The sequence below is a fragment of the Cobetia sp. 2AS genome (assembly GCF_029846355.1).
GTDB classification, from domain to species: Bacteria; Pseudomonadota; Gammaproteobacteria; order Pseudomonadales; family Halomonadaceae; genus Cobetia; species Cobetia amphilecti.
On sequence record NZ_JARWKQ010000004.1, the window covers coordinates 192,172 to 210,448 of the forward strand.

An 18,277-nucleotide genomic window follows, 5' to 3' on the forward strand; every position below is an offset into this window, starting at 1 on the left:
TGCACTCAATCAAGCATGGGATGGCGCCAGTCTGCGCCGCGCGCTCGCATCAGTAAAATAGCTCGACATGATGCTGACCATCAGCAAAGCTGATGGCCGTGGCGACACAGGGATGTCGCAAACTGCGCCGAGAGGAAGCTGCGCTGATAAAGGACTCCGCGCTGAAAAGAACCTCGCGATCAACAGGACTCCGCGATGAAAAGAACCTCGCGATCAACAGGACCCCGCGATGAAACTGCCCTTCGATCTGCGTGCACTGGAGATATTCGTCAGTGTCGTCGAGCACCAGAGCTTCACCACTGCCGCTCAGGCACTCAGCCTGGCCCAGTCAGCGGTCAGCCAGTCGATCGCCGGGCTCGAAAGCCGACTGGGCACGCAACTGCTGGTCAGGGGCTCACGCGGTCTGCGCCTGACACCGGCCGGCGATACGCTGCTCGAGCATGCCCGGCCCCTGCTGCAACAGGCACAGCGCGCGGCACTGGCGATGGCGGAGCTCGAGGGGCTGGTCAAGGGCGAGGTGCGCATCGGCGTCTCCTCGATGCTCGGCTCCTACTACTTCCCGCCGCTGTTGATGGCATTCAAGGCACGCTATCCCGACATCAAGCTCAGCGTGATCGAGGGCGGTACCCTGAGCCTGCGCCGGATGATCGACAATGCCGAGCTGGACCTGGGCGTCATCGTCGAGGATCAGCTCGGCACCGACACCCATGGCCTGATCCGACGCCACTTCCTGAGCGAGGAAATGGTGGTCTGCCTGGCGAACGATCATCCGCTGGCCGCCCGCACGCAGATCAGCGTCGAGGAGTTCTTCGCCGAGGAGCTGGTGGTCTTCAAGCGCGGCTACTTCCATCGCGACTTCATCGAGCGCCTGGCCAGCCAGCATGGTCTCGCGCCGAGCATCGCCTTCGAATCGAACCTGATCGCCCTCAACAAGGCGATCGTCGCGCGCGGCTTCGGGATCACCACCTTCCTCAAGCGTGTGGTCGAGGACGACCGTGAAGAGAACAACCTGACCGCCGTCTCCTTCGATGAGCCCGCCTGGCTTGAGCTGTCACTCGCCTGGCGCCGCGAGCGCGGCCTGTCACGTGCCGAGCAGGCGCTGGTCGATTTCGTCATTGAACACTCGGCGGCCGGGAGGCCCACCCCGGACGCCTTGAGCGCTGATGATCAAGCCCGCAGCATTGCACTAGAGCCCCCTCCCTGAGCAGTGGCTGACATTTGCCGGGGCTCAGAAACGACAACACCCGGCCAGGGCCGGGTGATGTCGAACAAGACACTTGTCTGTTTCAGTGCGACGCGTGATTGGCTCACTGGCTGCGCATGGCCAGCTTCATCTGCATGGCCTCGTAGGGCATCGGGCGACGCGACTGCCAGTAGTGCTGGGACCAATAGACGTTGTCGAGCCGCGACAGCTTCACGCCACGCGAGGTGGAGGCATGCAGGAAGTAGCCGTTGCCGACGTAGACACCCACGTGGTTGTAGCGACGCGAGGGACGGAAGAAGACCAGATCACCCGGCTTGAGCTGCGACTTGTCGATGCGCTTGCCACGCTTCACCTGGTCGGTGGTAGTGCGCGGCAGATCGATGCCGAAGCCATCACTGAAGACATGCTGCATCAGGGCGGAGCAATCGATGCCGCGGGTGTTGGTTCCCCCCAGACGATAGGGCGTCCCGGCCCAGCGGTCATGCTCTTCCAGCAGGACATCGCGGATGCTCGGCCCTGACATGGCGAAGTCCTGCGACTCGGCGCCCGGCTGGGACGCGGACTGGCGATAGCGCTTGAGCTTCGGCAGTTCCGGCAGGTCCACATCGTAGTAGGCCACATCATTGGACGGTGTTGAGTGACTGGCACAGCCTGCCACACCCAGTGGCAGGATCAGAAAACAGCATAATAACGCGTGGCGCATCCAGCATTCCTCGTCGTGGGCCCGGCGCTGGAAGGGTGAAGGTGAGCAGCGCTTGCGGACGGCGATAACCATTGATGCATGACGATGATCGTTGATCGATCAGGGATAATACGGCGACTATCTGACAAGGTGGGCCGGATCAGGCAGCAGCACACCTTGCAACACGATGACGACAGTCAGATGACAAACTCGAGTCGTTCGCAGGATAGTAGTTCATGTTTCCGCAAACCGTATGCCATTGCCGCACAAGTTAGACCAAAGCATCAGATAAAGTGCCCCCCCCCTGCCGCTCACCCAACCTGAATTGAATCCCGCTCAGTGCAACGTGCGAGCATCTCCGCTCAGCACATCCAGATGCAACGCCGGCCAATGCCCCGGGCGGGCGCCCGGGAAATCGAGACTCGACCAGGCACCGGCCAGCGGTGGCGCCGCCGTCAACCACTGGATGAGCGCATCGCGGAAGCCGCGCAGGAAGCTGTCACGCTGGTCGGTGTCGCCCATGAAGAAGGCATAGCCGGCGAACAGCCCTCGGGCATATTCCTTCCAGCTGCCGTAGTGATCGCGCGCCATCGCATAGGCGCTGTCCAGATAGGCGGTGAAGGTCGCATCGTCCAGCCAGCCCAGCTGGCGCCCGGCAATCGCGAGGTCCACCATCTGGGCGATGTCCCACGCCGCCATGTCCAGCTCGTTGCAGCGCGCCTCGTTGTCCCTGACGCGACGCAGACGGTCCAGATGCACCTGCTCATCATCGCCGCGCTCGGCGCTTTCCAGCACGTCGATCTCATTGTCGAGGCGGGCGCGATTGAGGGTGTAGGGGCCGTAATTGATCTGGTATTCGTCCCGATCACCGGCATCGCGCAGGAAGTCGAGGAAGCCCTTGAGCGCCTCGGCATTGGCGAGGCCGTAATGGCCTTCGAGCCAGCCGCTGAGTTCCTCGACGCCCCGCCCGTACTCGACCATCGGCTCGCCCCAGCACGGCGTATTGAGCGGACCGCTCAGCGCCAGCGCCGTGAAGCGATCCAGACTCGGACGCAGCCCCGGCTCCTGCCAGTCGCTGGCGCGCCAGTCGAGCCAATGGAACAGGCTGCCGGGGTCATCGAGATGCCAGCGGATCTCGTTGACCAGCGGATGGTCCTCGAGTTCCGGCACCGCGGATTCCCACACCGCCCAGGCTTCCAGCAGACGCATGGCGTCCGGATAGTAGCGGCACAGGGCACTGCGCAGACGCTCGGCACACTGGGCCAGCTCATCGGCCGGGAAATCACCGCTGTCCTGCACCATCAACAGATAGAAGGCGTACTTCTCGGCCATCACCACACTGGCGGGATAGCGATGACAGACGGCCAGCCGCTGACGGCATTCCAGCTCGACGGCATCGGCACGCCCGAAGGGCGTCTGGGCGTCGGGCAAGGCACCACGCGCGGCATCGGCGGCCAGCTGGTTGAGATGATGCGCCTGCGCCGGCAGCCAGAAGCGCGCCATGCCCTGCACGCCATCGCGGGTGTCCAGCGCCAGCGTCTCGTTGAGATATTGGCGTGCCTCTTCGCGGCGCGCCGCATCGACCTCGGCGACAAGCCCCTGACGATAGAGCAGGTCCGGCTCGCGGATACTGGCGATGGCCAGCACCCAATGGCGGCTGTCATTGCGCCAGGCGCGAATCGCCGTGCGGCAGCGCTCACGCTGGGCGGCAGGCAGCAGCGCATGCAGCTCGCAACGCAGCGGCGTCAGCGGCGACGCCATCAGCGGACGCCAGTCACTCTCGGTGTCGCGAGTCAGATCGACACCCTCGAACAGACTGCGACCGCGCTGATAGGCGCGGGCCACGCCCTGCCAGTCAGCATAGCGGCGCACCAGCAGGTCGATGCCGTGGGCGGCGAAGTCCTCGCCCTCCTCACGACTCAGCCAGCCGGCACATAGCCCGGCGAAGGCGAGATCGACCAGACGCAGCCAGTCCCAGGCGGCGAATTCCAGCGGCTCACCACGATCGAGATACTGCAGCAGCAGCTCGCCGTAGGCCGTCGGTGACGGGGGCTTTTCCAGCCCACCATCGGCGACGTCGATGCTGGAGGAGGCATGCGCGGGGGCGCCCTTGCGCCCTTCCGACTTGCGTTCGGCCTCTTCCTGAGCCGCATCCGCTTCCAGCTCATCCAGCCACTTGGCACGCTCGCTGTCGCTGGCCGTCATCAGGCGTGCGCTGTCGATGTCCCAGCCATAGCGATGACCCTGCGAGGCCAGCCACAGCAGCAGTCGAATCAGCTCATCACGTCCGGTGATCGCCCAGGTCTCGGCCAGCCAGCGCGTGACGTCCGGCCAGTGCGCCGCGGCGTCAAAACCGCTGGCACCGTCTTCGTGCGGGCCGCTGTCATCGGTGGTCAATGTCTGACCGCCGAGCCACGGCGAGAAGATGGCGCGCGCCATCCAGACCCGGTCGCGCTCGCCCTGAGGCCAGAGCTCAGTAACCGCCACCGGAGGCTGTGCCTCCAGCACCTCCTGTAGACGCGGCCAGGTGACGCCGGCGTCTTCGTGCTCCAACTGAGACAACGCGAGGCTGGCCTCGAAGAAGCCATCATCGCCTCGCGTCCAGCCCGCATCGCTGCGCGAATGGGCCAAAGCCTTGAGCCAGTCATCCAGCGAGGTGAAACGCCCGCCGATCGCCGTGAGCAGGCGTATCAACCAGGCACGCGTGCGCGCCTCTGACAGCCAGCCGGCGGTACGTGCCAGCGCCAGCAATTCCAACGCCTCCAGCTGGTGCAGCGGGTCCGGAGTGTCATTGGGGAAGGCCTCCAGCAGACGCCATCCCAACTCGCCCGCATCCGGGACTTCCTGGGCCTTCAGACGCGCGCACGCCTGGGCCGGTGTCCACACCGTTTCCGGCGCTGCACTGAAACCCCAACCGCACAACACCAGCTGTTGCCCCCACCAGGCACTCAGGGGTTCGACCAAGGCACACCTCACGACTCGATAGGATTCGACTGACGCAACACTTGCGACCGGGCAACTCGCAACCGGCGGCGCATAGTGTAACGGAAAGGGGCTTGCGGCGATGCCCCTCACGCAGGATAGCGAGCACGAACCACACCATGACGCCCGAGGACAAAGGCACTGTCATCGGGCGTCATGGTGTGGGTGGCCGCGACTGCGCAGACCAAGATTACCGCATTATCATCACATCAGGATGTCTTCATGGACTTGTTGCCGGTCGGGATGCGGAAGAAGGCACAGTACGCCACCGGCAGCACCACCAGCGTCAGCAGGGTCGCCACGCCCAGCCCGAACACGATCACCACCGCCATGCTCGAGAAGAAGGCATCCGGGAACAGCGGTATCATGCCCAGCATGGTGGTGATGGCCGCCATCGACACCGGCCGCACACGACTGACGGCCGCCTGCACCACCGCCTGGAAGCGATCCTCCTGCTCATCGAGCTGCACGTTGATCTCCTCCACCAGCACGATGGCGTTCTTGAGCACCATGCCGATCAGACTCAAGGTGCCGAGCAGCGCCATGAAGGTGAACGGCGCGCCGAACACGATCAGACCACTGACGATACCGATCAGCGTCAGCGGCACGATGGACCAGATGGCCAGCGCCTGACGCAGGTTGGAGAACAGCAGCACCGTGATCACGAACATGCCCAGCAGCCCCATCGGCAGCGAGGAGAACAGCGCCTCCTGAGCCTCGGATGAGGTTTCGTACTCGCCGCCCCACTCCAGGTGATAGCCCTCGGGCAGCTCGATGGCCTCGATCTTGGGACGGATACGCCCCAGCACGCTGGCGGCCGTTTCGCCGGACAGCGGCATCGGTTCGGCGTACACCGCCAGCATGCGCTGACGATCGCGACGCTTGATCAGCGGGTCGCGCAGCTCGGTCTCGAGCGGCCCCATCACCGAGCCCGCCGGTACGTAGGTCTCCTGCTCATCGCTCCAGACGTTGAGGCTCGCCAGGGTATCGAGGTCGAAGCGCTGACGCTCTTCACCGCGCAGCAGGATCGGGATCAGCTCGGAGCCTTCGCGATAGACACCGACGCTCTCGCCGTCGCTGTTGATCAGCAGCGCCTGATGCAGCGAGTCACGCGTCACGCCGACACGCCGCGCCTGATCATCCAGGAATTCGGGCTCGATGCGATTGACGCGATTGCGCCATGACAGACGAATGCTGTCGGCCAGCGGCTCCTCCTCGAAGACGCTACGCACCTTGCTCGCCAGCTGACGCAGCACAGCGGGGTCTTCGCCGTAGAGGCGCGCCTCGAGACTCGCCTTGGCCGAGGGGCCGACCTGCAACGCCTGCACCTTGTATTCGACTTCAGGATACTCGGCGCGCACCAGACGTATCACCTCCTCCATGCGCGCTTCGCGGCTGGCCCGGTCCTGAGTCTCGACGATCAGCTGCCCGAAGCTTGCATAGCTGTCTTCCGGCGAGTAGGTCAGCGTGAAGCGCTGGGCGCCCCCGCCGGTGACGCTGGTGACATGATTGACCTTGTCCATCTTGAGCACCTGCTGCTCAAGGTCCGCGATACGCGCTTCCGTCGCCAGCACATCGGTGCCTTCCGGCATCCAGACATCGACGAAGAACAGCGGGGTCGAGGCATCCGGGAAGAAGGCATTCTTGACCTGCCCGAAGCTCATCACGGCCGCCACCAGCAACGCCACCGCGCCCCCCAGGGTCAGCCAGCGCAGGCGAATCGCCCAGCTCAGCAGGCTGCGGAAGCCACGGAAGATGACGCCACGATAGGGGTCTTCCTCCTGATTCTCGTCCGTGTCGCTGCCTGCCGTCTCCCGCGCTTCGCGGAAGAACATGTCGAAGAAGAACGGTGTCAGCGTCAGGGCGGTGATCCAGCTCAACAGCAACGAGTAGCACAGCACCCAGAACAATGACCCGACGAACTCGCCGGTGGCATCCGGCGACAGACCGATGGGCGCGAAGGCAGTGATCGCGATCACCGTGGCCCCCAGCAGCGGCATGCGGTTCTGGTTGACGACCTCGAAGGCGGCCTGACGCTTGGTCTTGCCGCGTTTGAGGCCGATCAACATGCCCTCGGTGACCACGATGGCGTTATCCACCAGCATGCCCAGCGCAATGATCAAGGCCCCCAGCGAGATCTTCTGCAGCTCGATGCCATGAATCGACATCATCACGAAGGTACCGAGAATGGTGATCAACAGCACCAGCCCCATCAGCACGCCGCTCTTGACGCCCATGAACACCAGCAGCACCAGAATCACGATGCCGACGGCCTCGGCCAGATTGATCAAGAAGCCGGACACCGCCTCATCCACCACCTGGGGCTGGTGATAGACCGTGGTCAGCTCCATGCCCAGCGGCATGCGCGACTCAAGCTCGCCAAGACGCTTGTCGACCAGCGCACCGACCTCGACCACATTGACGCCAGAGGCGAACGAGATGCCCAGCGACAGCGCCGTCTCACCATCGGTGTGATAGAGGCGCGACGGCGATTCGGTGTACTCGCGGCTGACCGAGGCGATATCGCCGAGACGAATCAGGCCACCATTGCCGGGACGACCGACCATCAGACGCTCCAGGTCCTGCACGCTCTGGAACTCGCCACTTGGCTGCAGTTCCAGCGACAGGCCGTTCTGACGGATCCGCCCGGCATCGCCGACCACGTTCTGGGCATTGAGCAGGTTGGCGAGCTGATCCGGCGAGATGTTCAGCGCCTGCATGCGATCACGATCCAGCGCAACGATGACCTGCTCGCTGCGCGCGCCGACGATGGAGACCTTCTTGACCCCCTCCACCAGCGTCAGCTCGCGCTGCAGGAAGTCTGCCTGGTCCTCGAGGTCATGCGCCGAATAGCCCTTGCCGCTCAGGTTGTAGAGCAGCCCGAACACATCGCCGAAGTCATCATTGACGATCGAGGAGCCACTGCCGGGCGGCAGGCTCGCCTGGGCGTCATTGATCTTGCGGCGCAGCAGGTCCCAGTACTGCTGCATCTCGCCTTCGCGCACGCTGCTCTCGAGCTCCAGCGTGATCTGGGAAAGACCGGAGCTGTTGACCGAGCTGACGCGCTTGAGATTGGGAATCTGCTGGATCGCCTTCTCCAGCGGCAGCGTGACTTCCTCTTCCACCTGCTTGGGCGTCGCGCCCGGATACTGGGTAATCACCACCGCGTTGCGGATGGTGAACTCGGGGAATTCCAGCTGGCCGAGGCCGAAGAAGGAGGTCACGCCACCCACCGACAGCAGCAGCACGACCATCCAGCTGATGACCTTGTGTCTCAGGAAATAATCGACCATGGATCAGAGCCCCGCTTCCTTGACCCAGGGACGCACAGGCTCCCCGGCTTCCATGCGACTGGCGCCCGCCGTGACCAGACGGTCACCGGCACTCAGTTCTCCCGTGATCACCAGCCCTTCGCCGGTGGCCTGCAGTACCGTGACCGGCACGGCCTCGACGGTACCCTGGGCGCCAGCTTCCTGCTGCTTGCCCTCGCTCTTGCCGGCGTCCGTGGTGGCGTCATTGTTGATCGATGCGCTCGCCTGGGCGTCACCGTCCTTGGGCACATAGCGCCACACCACGGCCTGGTTCGGGCTTTCCTCCTGAGTGACCACCGCCTCGATCGGCACGCGCCACTGGCCCTGGGTCGCCGCCGTCAGCTGCTGCATGTCCAGCTCCACGGTGGCGCTCATGCCTGACAGCACGGTGATGTCCTGCGGCTCCGGCAGCGTCAGGGTGACTTCATAGCTCAGCGAGCCCTCACTGGCACTGGTGTCGTGCTCCTTGTAACGGGCCGGATAGCGTGACTCGCCACTGCCGAAGCGCACCCAGGCCAGGGCGGCATCCTCAAGGCGCCCGGCCTCGGCACGCTCACGATCGATGGCGCGCACCTGACGCTCCGGCATGTTGAAGATCACGTCGATCTGCCCCGGCTGCTGCAGCACGGCGATGGTTTCCTGGGCGGCGACCACCTGATAGTTGTCCACCGGCACTCGCGCGATCACCCCGTCATAGGGCGCCTTGAGATAGGTGTAGCTGAGCTGGTCCTGCGCCTGGGAATACTGGGCCTGCGCTGACTGGAATTCGGCCTGCGCCTCATCGAAGCGTGCCCGACTGATGGCGCCCTTCTCCACCGAGTACTTCATGCGCTTGTAGGTCGCCTGCGCCAGATTGAAGCTGGAGCGGGCATTGTTGAGCTCGCTTCTGGCATCGCGATCATCCAGGCGCGCGATCAGCTCGCCCTTCTCGACCTCCTGACCGGCCTGGACCTCGAGTTCGCGCAGCTCACCGCCGATGCGGAACGACAGGTTGGAGCGCTCCGAGGCCTCGACCACACCGGGATAGCGCTGGATGACACCGCCGCCTTCATCCGACAGCGACAGCAACTTGACCGGATGCACCTTCTGCTTCTCCAGCGGCGCCTCTTCCTCGCTGCAGGCCGCAAGTCCGAGGGCCAGCACGAGTCCGGCGAACAGCTGAAGGACGCGGCCTCCCCGCCAGGCGAAAGGAGTACGCAAGTGTGGCTTGGCACCAGGTCGAAGTTTCATCAGCGGGCCCTTGAGTCGTTGGAATAAAATGGCACAAGCGAAAATCTGTCATCTGTCCGGCGTGCGCTGCGGGGCTGGCTGCCCTCACTGGCGAAGCGCGATCGCGTCCCAGGCCATCTCGAAGGCCTGGTCGAAGCTGGCATCACTGATGGCCGGCAACTGGCAACTGGAGCCCTGCAGCAGGCTGTAGATCGACCGGAACATGAACACCTCGATGAGGGCGAGATCGATCTGCTTGAGGATGCCGGACTGCTGGCCCAGCGCGAGGGCGTCCAGCAAGGGCGCGGCGCGCTCCTGATTGGCCACCCTCAGGGCGTCCTGCATATGGGAAGAGTGCAGAAACTGATCGTGAAAGAGGAACAACGCAGGCTGACGGCGCCCCAGCGCCACCAGGGCATTCCACACCCGACACAGTGCCGACTTCAGCTGCTGGGCGGCCGGCGACAGCGTTGACGGCTCGGCCTCGAATGCCCCTGCCGGCTCGGCCTCGAACGCCTCTGCCGGCTCGGCCTGGAAGGCCTCGATGGCGACCGCGATGATGCGCCAGCTGACCTCGCGAAAGGTCGCCTCCAGCAGGTCATCCTTGTCGCGGTAGTAGAGATAGAGCGTACCGGGCGACATGCCGGCGGCACGCGCGATGCGCGCCACGGAGGTCACGGCAAAACCATGCTCGGCCACCTCATGCAGCGTGGCTTCCAGCAACGCCTGCTGCTTGTGTTCATCACGATGGCGCATGGCCCGTCTGCCTCTGTTCTGTTCTGTTCTGTTCTGTTCTGTTCTGGTCTGTTTTGGTCAGTTCTAGTCTGATCTGGTCTTGAGCGAATCCTCACAAAATAAATGAACGTTCATTTATTTACAACCAGACATTGCGCGGCCGAGTGCGTGCACGCGCCTCGGCCATGCAAATCAGCTCATGCAAATCAGCTTATGCAAATTATCTTATCTAGCAGATCAAGCCGTGACTGAGGGTCAGAGGCGTCAAATACAAGGCCACTGAATGCCTGACTCGAACTGCCAGACACGAAATGCCAGAAACGAAATGCCAGAAACGAAATGCCAGAAACGAAAAAGCGCAGCTCATTGAGCTGCGCTTTCTAAAGGCATCCACCTGAAATCTGCCACGCGCCGCGGCGCGCCTCAGCTCTCGGGATCGATGATCGCGATGATGTGGTCTTCCAGGTCCTGCTGGCGCACCGATACCTCGGAGACGGCAAAGCGTGACACCGAGACCCCGGCGCGCTTGACGCTCTTGGCATCCCCGGTCAACAGCGGGTGCCATTCGGGCAGCTCACGGCCTTCATTCAGGCGACGATAGCCGCAGGTTTCCGGCAACCAGCGCAGCTTGCCCACCGTCTCGACATCCAGCGGAATGCAGCCCGGCACGCGCGTGGCGCGATTGGGATAATCGCGGCAGCTGACCTTGCGCACATCCAGCAGACGACAGGCGACATCGAGTACCGCGATGTCACCACTGTCTTCATCCTCGAACTTGAGCAGGCAGCATTGGCCACAGCCATCGCACAGCGCCTCCCACTCGGCGGTATTCAGCTCCGAGAGTGCGTGGCGCTCCCAGAAACGCTCACGCTTTCCGCCGTCAGGCTGCGGAACATCGCTCATCTTGCTCTCCTCGCCCTGCCGGGCAGCAGGGTCGTTTCATCAGTACGGTCTTGTCTGCCGGACAGGGCGTCAGTAATGCGTTTCCGGCGGCGTCACGCCAATCTCCTTGAGGAGATTTTCCTTGGCCGGCGGCATCTGCAGATAGAAACCCTGCTCGCGAATCTTCTCGAGCACCGTGGTGCTGGCAACGCGCGCCAGCGGCTTGTCGGCACGAATCAGCAGTGTCATCAAAGGGGTCGGCGTGCCGAAGATGCCCAGCAGGGATTCCGGCACATCCTTGAGTCCACGCGCCTTCTCGACGTAGAGATACATCTCGTCCTTCTTGGCGCTCTTGTAGATCTCGCAGATCATCTTGTCGTCTGTCATCGGGCTACCCATCATCTTGCAGCGCTTGCGCGCATCAGCGGGCTCTCGCGTCACGGGCATGACCCGAGAGCTCACTACCGGTTTCTGGCCTGTTTCTGACCTGTATTGCTGGCAGGCCCGGCTGCGCGAGTCTCGCGCATGCCCCCTTGCAGTCTGGCCCACGAAAGCGGCGAGCGTCAGCTCTCGAGCGCCTTGGCCAGGCGCGCGGCCAGCAGTTCACCACGCCAGCCCTGCGGCAAGGGCAGCGGCTCGCCCTCGTAATCGGCGATCACCAGCGCTTCCATGTCACGGCGCTTGCCGAGAATCTCCGGCTTGAGCTGCTGTGCCTCGGCCACCGCATTGACCTCACGCTTGAGGCGCTTCATGCAGTTCTTCCACTCCGGCGCCAACGGCGACGGCGGCACGCGCGGCAGCTGACTGTCATCGATCATCGCCACGTCCTTGAGCAGCGTCAGAACGGTATCCCCGTGGCGCTTGATCTGCGGCGGATGCATGCCATCGACCTTGGCCAGCTCGAAGCGATTGGTCGGCAGTCGCTCGCAGATTCCGAACAGCTGCGCATCGGCCAGCAGGCGCGAACGCGGCACGTCGCGCAGACGAATCTGCTCCTCGCGCCAGTCGCACAGCACCTGCCAGGCGGCCAAGCCACGCGGCGAGAGTTTCCACAGGCTGCGATGACGCTTCCAGTACTCCGGGTCCGGCGTGGCACCGCCGCTGCTGCCCGGGTCCCGGCAATCCTCTTCAAGCCACGCCATGCGGTCCAGCTCAAGCAACGCATCGCGCTGCTCGGACCACACCTGCGGCAGGAACAGCACGTCCAGCGCGGCGTAATCGCACTGCGCCTGACTCAAGGGACGCTTGAGCCAGTTGGAACGCGTCTCTTCCTTGGGCACGGTGACGCCCACCACGCGCTCGACCAGACGCTGATAGCCCATCGAGGCTTCGCCGCCGGTCAGGCCTTCGGCGATCTGGGTGTCGATCAGCGGCGTCGGCGCCACGCCCGCCCAACGCAGGAAGACTTCCATGTCCTCGCCACAGGCGTGCAGCAGCTTGAGCGGACCCTCTGCCCCCAGCAGACGCTTGAGCGCCTCGCTGGCCGGCACCACCGTGGGGTCGATCAGGAAGATGCGCGGCGTCTTGCCGTCCGCACCGGGCAGCTCGCCGTCACGGGCGGCCATCAGCTGCACCAGTGCCGGAATCGGGAAGAAGGTCGATTCGCGGATGAATTCGGTGTCCAACGCCAGCCAATCGGCGCCTTCCAGTTCTGCACAGGCAGCGGCCAGCGCCTCGGGGGTCTCGACCCAGACGGCCTCGAAATCGAGTTCTGACAGCAGTGCGGTGGCGGGTTGATCACTCATCAGCAAGGAAATCTCGTGGTGACAGGCTTGCCCGGGCAAGCGGAAATTGAAGGTGACGGGCACTCGCCAGACACCGGGCGGTAAACGACCGCGGGCGTGGTGGTTCCTGACCACCACGCCCGCAGACGTGCTGCTGTAGTTGCTTTGATACCGAAGCTGCCTTGAAGCCGAAGCTGCCCTGATGCCGGTGCCGAAAAGCGTCGGCACCGGCATCGCATCAGATCTCGCCGAGGGTGAACGGCAGACGGCCGCTGAAGGCACGACTGAGCGTGCCGCCATCGACGTATTCAAGCTCCCCGCCCATCGGCACGCCATAGGCCAGACGCGTCAGCTTGAGCGGCTGCCCACCATGCTGCACATCGCGAAGCTGCTCGGCGATGTAATGTGCGGTGGCCTCGCCCTCGACCGTCGGGTTGGTGGCCAGCACCAGCTCCTCGATCTGGCTCTCGCGGACGCGGGTTTCCAGCGCATCCAGCCCGATGTCCTCGGGCCCGATACCATCCAGCGGCGACAGATGGCCGTGCAGCACGAAATAGCGCCCCACATAGCCACCCGCGCCCTCGATGGCGAGCTGGTCGGCGGGCGATTCCACCACGCACAGCACGCGCTCATCACGCCGCGGACTCAGGCACAGCTGACAGACCTCTTCCTCGGTCAGCGTGCGGCAGCGCGCGCAATAGCCGACGCGCTCCAGCGCCTCGCTCAGCACGCCGACCAGACGGTCGGCGCCCATGCGATCACGCTCCAGCAGATGCAGCGCCATGCGCTGTGCCGTTCGCGGGCCAACGCCCGGCAGCACGCGCAAGGCATCCAGCAACTGATCTACCAGCGGCGAAAATCCCATCAGAACGGCATCTTGAAGCCGGCCGGAAGGTTCATGCCAGCAGTCGCCTCTTCCATCTGCTTCTTGGAATTGACTTCGACCTTGCGCACCGCGTCATTGACGGCGGCCGCCAGCAGATCTTCCAGCAGCTCCTTGTCTTCTTCCATCAGGCTCGGATCGATCTCGACGCGCGCGACGTCATGACGACCGTTCATGGTGACCTTGACCATGCCCGCGCCGGATTCGCCCTGGACTTCCGCCTTGGCGGCTTCTTCCTGGACCTTCTGCATGCGCTCCTGCATTTCCTGCGCCTGCTTCATGATGTTACCCATACCGCCTTTTCCACCGAACATGGCTCACCTCATCAATAACGTGTTGAACATGACCTAACGATAAATTCTGTCTGCCGGACGTGCCATGTCGTGGCACCTCCGGCCTGTGGTGTGTGTGCCTTGTCGGCACACGCACCGCGAATCCGGGAAAGCGTCAGCGATGCCCGGCACCGCCGACGCTCGGTCGAAACTGCCCAGAGCGTCAGAAATCGTCCGGCTCGAAGGAGTTGACGCTTTCCTCGATCAGACGCGCGCCCAGCTGTTGCTCCATGGACTGGATATGCGGGTCAGCACGCAAGGCTTCAACCGCGCGCACATGACGTTCACCCAGCAGACGAATGCGACGACTGTGCGGCGTTTCCAGACCTTCCGGCAGCGGCGCGACGCTGATCTCCAGCACACGCTCCACGCCCTGGCCCGCCAGCGCCTTGCGAATGCGATCCTGATGGACTTCGGCCATCATCGCCGACTGAGCGGGGTCCAGCCTCAACTTGAGGTGGGTGCCGTCATCGTGCTCGACCAGGCAATGCGCGCCGATATTGCGCGTGATGCCGCCCAGCCCCAGTGAGGGGAACAGCTCCAGCCACGCGGCGTGATTCAAGCGACCATCGGCACTCGGAGCGCTCGGCGCAGTCGCAGGCGTGGGAGCAGCCGCGGGTGCCGGCGCCGGTGCGGGAGCAGGCTCCGCCAGCGGTTGCGCTGCCACGGCTGGCTCGTTTGCGACCGGCTCAGACACGACCGGCTCTGGCGCCGGCGATGCAACGGGCTCGGGTTGTGCTGGCGCTGAGTATTCAGCAGGCTGCGGCGCTGCCATTTCAGCGGGCTGCGGAGCCGATGACTCAGCAGCCTCTGGCTGTGCCGGCGCGGAACCGAAGGCGGCACTCAGGCGTGACATCGCCGAGCTTGGCGCTGCGGGCGCCTGTGCGGGGGCTGCTGCATGTTCTGGCGCTGGCGCCGACACTGGCGCAGCCGCTGGCTGGGGCGCGTCTTGCGCTACGTCGCGAAAGCCGGCATCCCGGGCGTCCTGCGGAACGTCCTCCGTCGCCCACGGGGGCGGCTCGTCGGCCATCGGCGGCTGTGCTTCGGTCGCTGGCGCGGCAACTGGTGCAGCAGGCTGGGGCGCGGGCGCCATCGGGGCCACCGGCGCTTGCTGAGGCTGAGCCTGCTGGACAGGTGCTTGCTGAACCGGAGCTTCTTGAACAGGAGCCTGCTGAACAGAAGCCTGTTGAACAGGCGCTTGCTGGACAGGCGCTTGCTGGACAGGCGCCGGAGTTTGAGCGCCAGGCGCGTTCGCACCCTCCGCCTGGCCGGTCATCGGCAGCGGCGTCTGCGCCGGGCGCGGCACGCCCTGCGGGCGGAAGGCCAGCATGCGCAGCAGCGTCATTTCCAGCGCGGTGCGCGCATCCGGGGCGTTGGCCATGTCGCCACGCCCCTGCAGGGCGATCTGATAATAGAGCTGCACGTCTTCACCGGTGAAACGGCTGGCCAGCGCCAGCAGCGCATCACGGTCGCCATGCCCGTTGTCCAGTGCGCTCGGCACCATCTGGGCGATCGCCAGACGGTGGAAGACGGAGGCCATGTCATCCAGCACCCCGCCGTAGTCCGGCCCCTGCTCGGCCAGGGTCGCCACCTCCGCCAGCAGACTCGCGGCGTCCAGCGAGGCCAGACACTCCAGCAGCGCCAGCACGTGGCGGTGATCCAGCGTGCCGAGCATGGCGGCGACATCTTCGCGCCGCACCTGACCATGGCCGAAGGCGATCGCCTGATCGGTCAGACTCATGGCGTCACGCATCGAGCCATCAGCGGCCTTGCCGAGCAGCCACAGCGCGTCTTCCTCGAAGCTGACTTCCTCGCGGGCGAGAATGTCAGACAGGTGCTCGACCACGCGCACCGGCGGCATGTTCTTGAGCGTGAACTGCAGGCAGCGCGACAGGATGGTGACCGGCAGCTTCTGCGGATCAGTGGTCGCGAGCAGGAACTTCACATGTGGCGGCGGCTCTTCCAGCGTCTTGAGCAGCGCATTGAAACTGTGGGTCGACAGCATGTGCACCTCATCGATGAGGTACACCTTGTAGCGGCCCTGGGTCGGCGCGTACTGGACGTTGTCCAGCAGCTCACGCGTGTCCTCGACCTTGGTCCGCGAGGCGGCGTCGACTTCGATCAGGTCGACGAAGCGGCCCTCATCGATCTCGCGACAGGTGCCACACACGCCACACGGCCTGGAGCTGACACCCTCTTCACAGTTCAGGCACTTGGCCAGAATGCGCGCCAGCGTCGTCTTGCCGACACCGCGGGTCCCGGTGAACAGATAGGCATGGTGCAGGCGCCCCTGATCGAGGGCATTGACCAGCGCACGGCTGACATGCTCCTGACCGATCAGTTCGTGAAAATTGCGCGGGCGCCACTTGCGCGCCAATACCTGATAGCTCATTGAGCGGGGCATTCCTTGGGCGATCTGAAACATGAGCTGAAACCTGCACGACCCGGCTGGGCTTCACCCCCGACGGTCGACAGACGGAGACCGATGACGAGGCCTCGCTGAGAATGCGCTCATTCTAGCGACTTGCCGTGTGGCTTCAAAGCACGATGCCACTTGCGCAGCAGGATTGAGGGCGCGAGGCCGGATGACAGGCGTGGTGCGCCCCCGAATTGCGGGCACGACGAAACGCCAAGCGGGGCTCGGGTCAGGCAGGAGACGACAGGTTCAGACAGCGAGGGTGTGGCTAAAGGCTTCAGGCAGCGTGAAGCGAAGTCTTGCAGGGGGCTTGCGAGGGCTTGAGATAGAGCGTTGCGCAGCAGGCGGGATGATGCGGACATTTCACGAGCAGCCACTTTCAGGGCCCTGAAATGGAGGCGGCCCCATCAGCCACATCCCGGCACACGCGTCAGCCACTACCGTTGCTCCCTTCCGGGCCTGGCGGGGTTTGCAGCCTAGCATTGCGGGAGGACCGACAGGGCCACCACAAATATGATCATTCGGTGAACTACCGAGCCAATCGCTTGAACTTCAAGCACTTGGCGTGATCAAGGCGCACACTATAACAGCGCATCGCCGCCCTCACAAGGGGAGATCACGCCACGGGCTATTGCGTCGCCTCACGCGCTCGGCGGTGACGGAAATGACGCGCCATCACCGGTAGCAACAGCATCAGGACGATCAGGCGCAGAAGATGGTGAAAGGCGACGAAGATCGGGTCGAGATCGAGCGCCACCGCCAATAGCGCCATCTCGCCGATACCGCCGGGGGCCAGGGCGAGGAAGGCCACGTCACGCGGCACGCCCATCAGCTGATGGATCAGCTCGGCAAAGCAGCCCAGCACCGACAGCGAGATCAGGGTCGCCACGCCCGACTGACCCATCACCCCGACCAGTACCCGCGGCGTAAGGCCCTTGAAGCGTGCCCCGATGGCGCAACCTAGCACCAGCTGCATGACATCGGTGCCCCACACCGGTGGCGAAAAACGCACCACGTCGCCAAGCGACAGCACCAGTGCCAGCAACAACGGCGCCAGCAGCGAGGCATTGGGAATGCGCAGTCGCCTGGCCAGGGGCAGCAGAATCGGCAGCACCGCGATCAGCCACAGGCCGCTTACCGCCACATCGCTACCGATGCCGGGCGTGCCCGCCGCACCTTCCAGCACCCAATAGAGCGGCGGCAGAATCATGATCACCAGCAGCACCCGCAACGATTGCGCCACCGCGATGCGCTGCGGATCACCCCCGATGCGCTCGCCGATCACCACCATCGCCGTCAGCGCGCCGGGCACCGAGGAGAACCAGGCGCTGGTGGCGTCAAAACCACAGCGGCGATACCAGGCGGCGCAGGCCAGCGTCGAGGCCCACACCCCCGCCAGCAACAGCAACGCCGACAACCACCAGCTGGAAAGGTGCGAGACCAGCTCCGGCGAGACGCGCGCACCCAGCGTCAGGCCCAGGACGCCCAGAAACAGGTTGCGCAGGCGGTCCGGCACACCAAGCTTCAGCCCGGCCATCGCGCCCAGCAGGTTGGCGACCAGCGGCCCCAGCATCCACGCCAGCGGCATGCCGGTGAGCTGGAACAGCCAACCGCCCACCACCCCCAGCGCCAGCGAGGTCAGCAGCGGTCTGAGCGGCGCGTCAGCCTTGAGCGAGGTGGCAGCCTTGAGCGACGTGACAGCCCTGAGCGACGTGACAGCCGTGAGCCAATGGGCTGACGAGAGACGAGAGGCGCGCGCCTTGAGGCGCTGCAATAGCGGAACGGATGGCATGCTGGCTTCCTTGTCAGCGACACGAAACAGGCCACCAATGATACGCTGGCGCAAGCGCCATTGGCTGCCTGTTTGAGGCAATATTGCGCCTTCAAGCGGCCATTGCAGGTCGCAGACCGCCCCTG

General features: G+C 64.5%; 13 protein-coding genes and 1 other RNA gene. 1 reads left to right on the top strand and 13 read right to left on the bottom strand.

The window, feature by feature from the left end; translation table 11 throughout:
- Positions 1 to 229 precede the first annotated feature (229 nt).
- Positions 230 to 1,204, top strand: coding sequence for a LysR family transcriptional regulator (locus tag QD356_RS12640; protein WP_192837453.1), 975 nt, complete (start codon positions 230 to 232; stop codon positions 1,202 to 1,204).
- A 103-nt stretch (positions 1,205 to 1,307) separates the two neighbouring features.
- Here QD356_RS12640 and QD356_RS12645 read toward each other — a convergent pair whose 3' ends face one another.
- From QD356_RS12645 to QD356_RS12705, 13 genes are all read right to left on the bottom strand, one after another.
- Entirely contained in the window at positions 1,308 to 1,907 is a 600-nt protein-coding gene (locus QD356_RS12645) for an NlpC/P60 family protein (protein WP_192837452.1), read from the bottom strand.
- A gap of 315 nt (positions 1,908 to 2,222) precedes the next feature.
- Positions 2,223 to 4,850, bottom strand: coding sequence for a YbeU/YbeR family protein (locus QD356_RS12650; RefSeq protein WP_192837451.1), 2,628 nt, complete (start codon positions 4,848 to 4,850; stop codon positions 2,223 to 2,225).
- Between the two features lie 227 nt (positions 4,851 to 5,077).
- Positions 5,078 to 8,161 carry an efflux RND transporter permease subunit gene (locus tag QD356_RS12655; RefSeq protein WP_192837450.1) on the bottom strand — a complete coding sequence of 1,028 codons (3,084 nt, stop codon included), beginning with the start codon at positions 8,159 to 8,161 and terminating at the stop codon, positions 5,078 to 5,080.
- A 3-nt stretch (positions 8,162 to 8,164) separates the two neighbouring features.
- On the bottom strand, positions 8,165 to 9,379 hold the full coding sequence (locus QD356_RS12660; protein WP_225996297.1) for an efflux RND transporter periplasmic adaptor subunit: 1,215 nt from the start codon (positions 9,377 to 9,379) through the stop codon (positions 8,165 to 8,167).
- Positions 9,380 to 9,493: 114 nt separating this feature from the next.
- Positions 9,494 to 10,144, bottom strand: coding sequence for a helix-turn-helix domain-containing protein (locus QD356_RS12665; RefSeq protein ID WP_192837448.1), 651 nt, complete (start codon positions 10,142 to 10,144; stop codon positions 9,494 to 9,496).
- A 402-nt stretch (positions 10,145 to 10,546) separates the two neighbouring features.
- Positions 10,547 to 11,026: a YcgN family cysteine cluster protein gene (locus QD356_RS12670; protein WP_054555633.1), complete on the bottom strand. Its 480-nt coding sequence runs from the start codon at positions 11,024 to 11,026 to the stop codon at positions 10,547 to 10,549.
- A gap of 69 nt (positions 11,027 to 11,095) precedes the next feature.
- On the bottom strand, positions 11,096 to 11,452 hold the full coding sequence (locus QD356_RS12675) for a YcgL domain-containing protein (RefSeq protein ID WP_225347187.1): 357 nt from the start codon (positions 11,450 to 11,452) through the stop codon (positions 11,096 to 11,098).
- 116 nt (positions 11,453 to 11,568) lie between these two features.
- The gene (rnd, locus tag QD356_RS12680; protein ID WP_131432637.1) at positions 11,569 to 12,750 is read right to left on the bottom strand and encodes a ribonuclease D; all 1,182 of its coding nucleotides are present in this window, start codon (positions 12,748 to 12,750) and stop codon (positions 11,569 to 11,571) included.
- Between the two features lie 217 nt (positions 12,751 to 12,967).
- Positions 12,968 to 13,594 (bottom strand): recombination mediator RecR, encoded by a 627-nt coding sequence (gene recR, locus QD356_RS12685; RefSeq protein ID WP_192837447.1) that lies wholly within the window; start codon positions 13,592 to 13,594, stop codon positions 12,968 to 12,970.
- Positions 13,594 to 13,926: a YbaB/EbfC family nucleoid-associated protein gene (locus QD356_RS12690; RefSeq protein WP_043333871.1), complete on the bottom strand. Its 333-nt coding sequence runs from the start codon at positions 13,924 to 13,926 to the stop codon at positions 13,594 to 13,596. The genes recR and QD356_RS12690 overlap by 1 nt, the downstream gene beginning before the upstream one ends.
- Positions 13,927 to 14,107: 181 nt before the next feature.
- Complete coding sequence (gene dnaX / locus QD356_RS12695) at positions 14,108 to 16,336, bottom strand: DNA polymerase III subunit gamma/tau (RefSeq protein ID WP_192837446.1); 2,229 nt, start codon at positions 16,334 to 16,336, stop codon at positions 14,108 to 14,110.
- Between the two features lie 426 nt (positions 16,337 to 16,762).
- An RNA gene (gene ffs / locus QD356_RS12700) (signal recognition particle sRNA small type) lies at positions 16,763 to 16,859 on the bottom strand.
- Between the two features lie 129 nt (positions 16,860 to 16,988).
- Complete coding sequence (locus QD356_RS12705; protein WP_192837445.1) at positions 16,989 to 18,152, bottom strand: AbrB family transcriptional regulator; 1,164 nt, start codon at positions 18,150 to 18,152, stop codon at positions 16,989 to 16,991.
- Between the last annotated feature and the right edge of the window lie 125 nt (positions 18,153 to 18,277).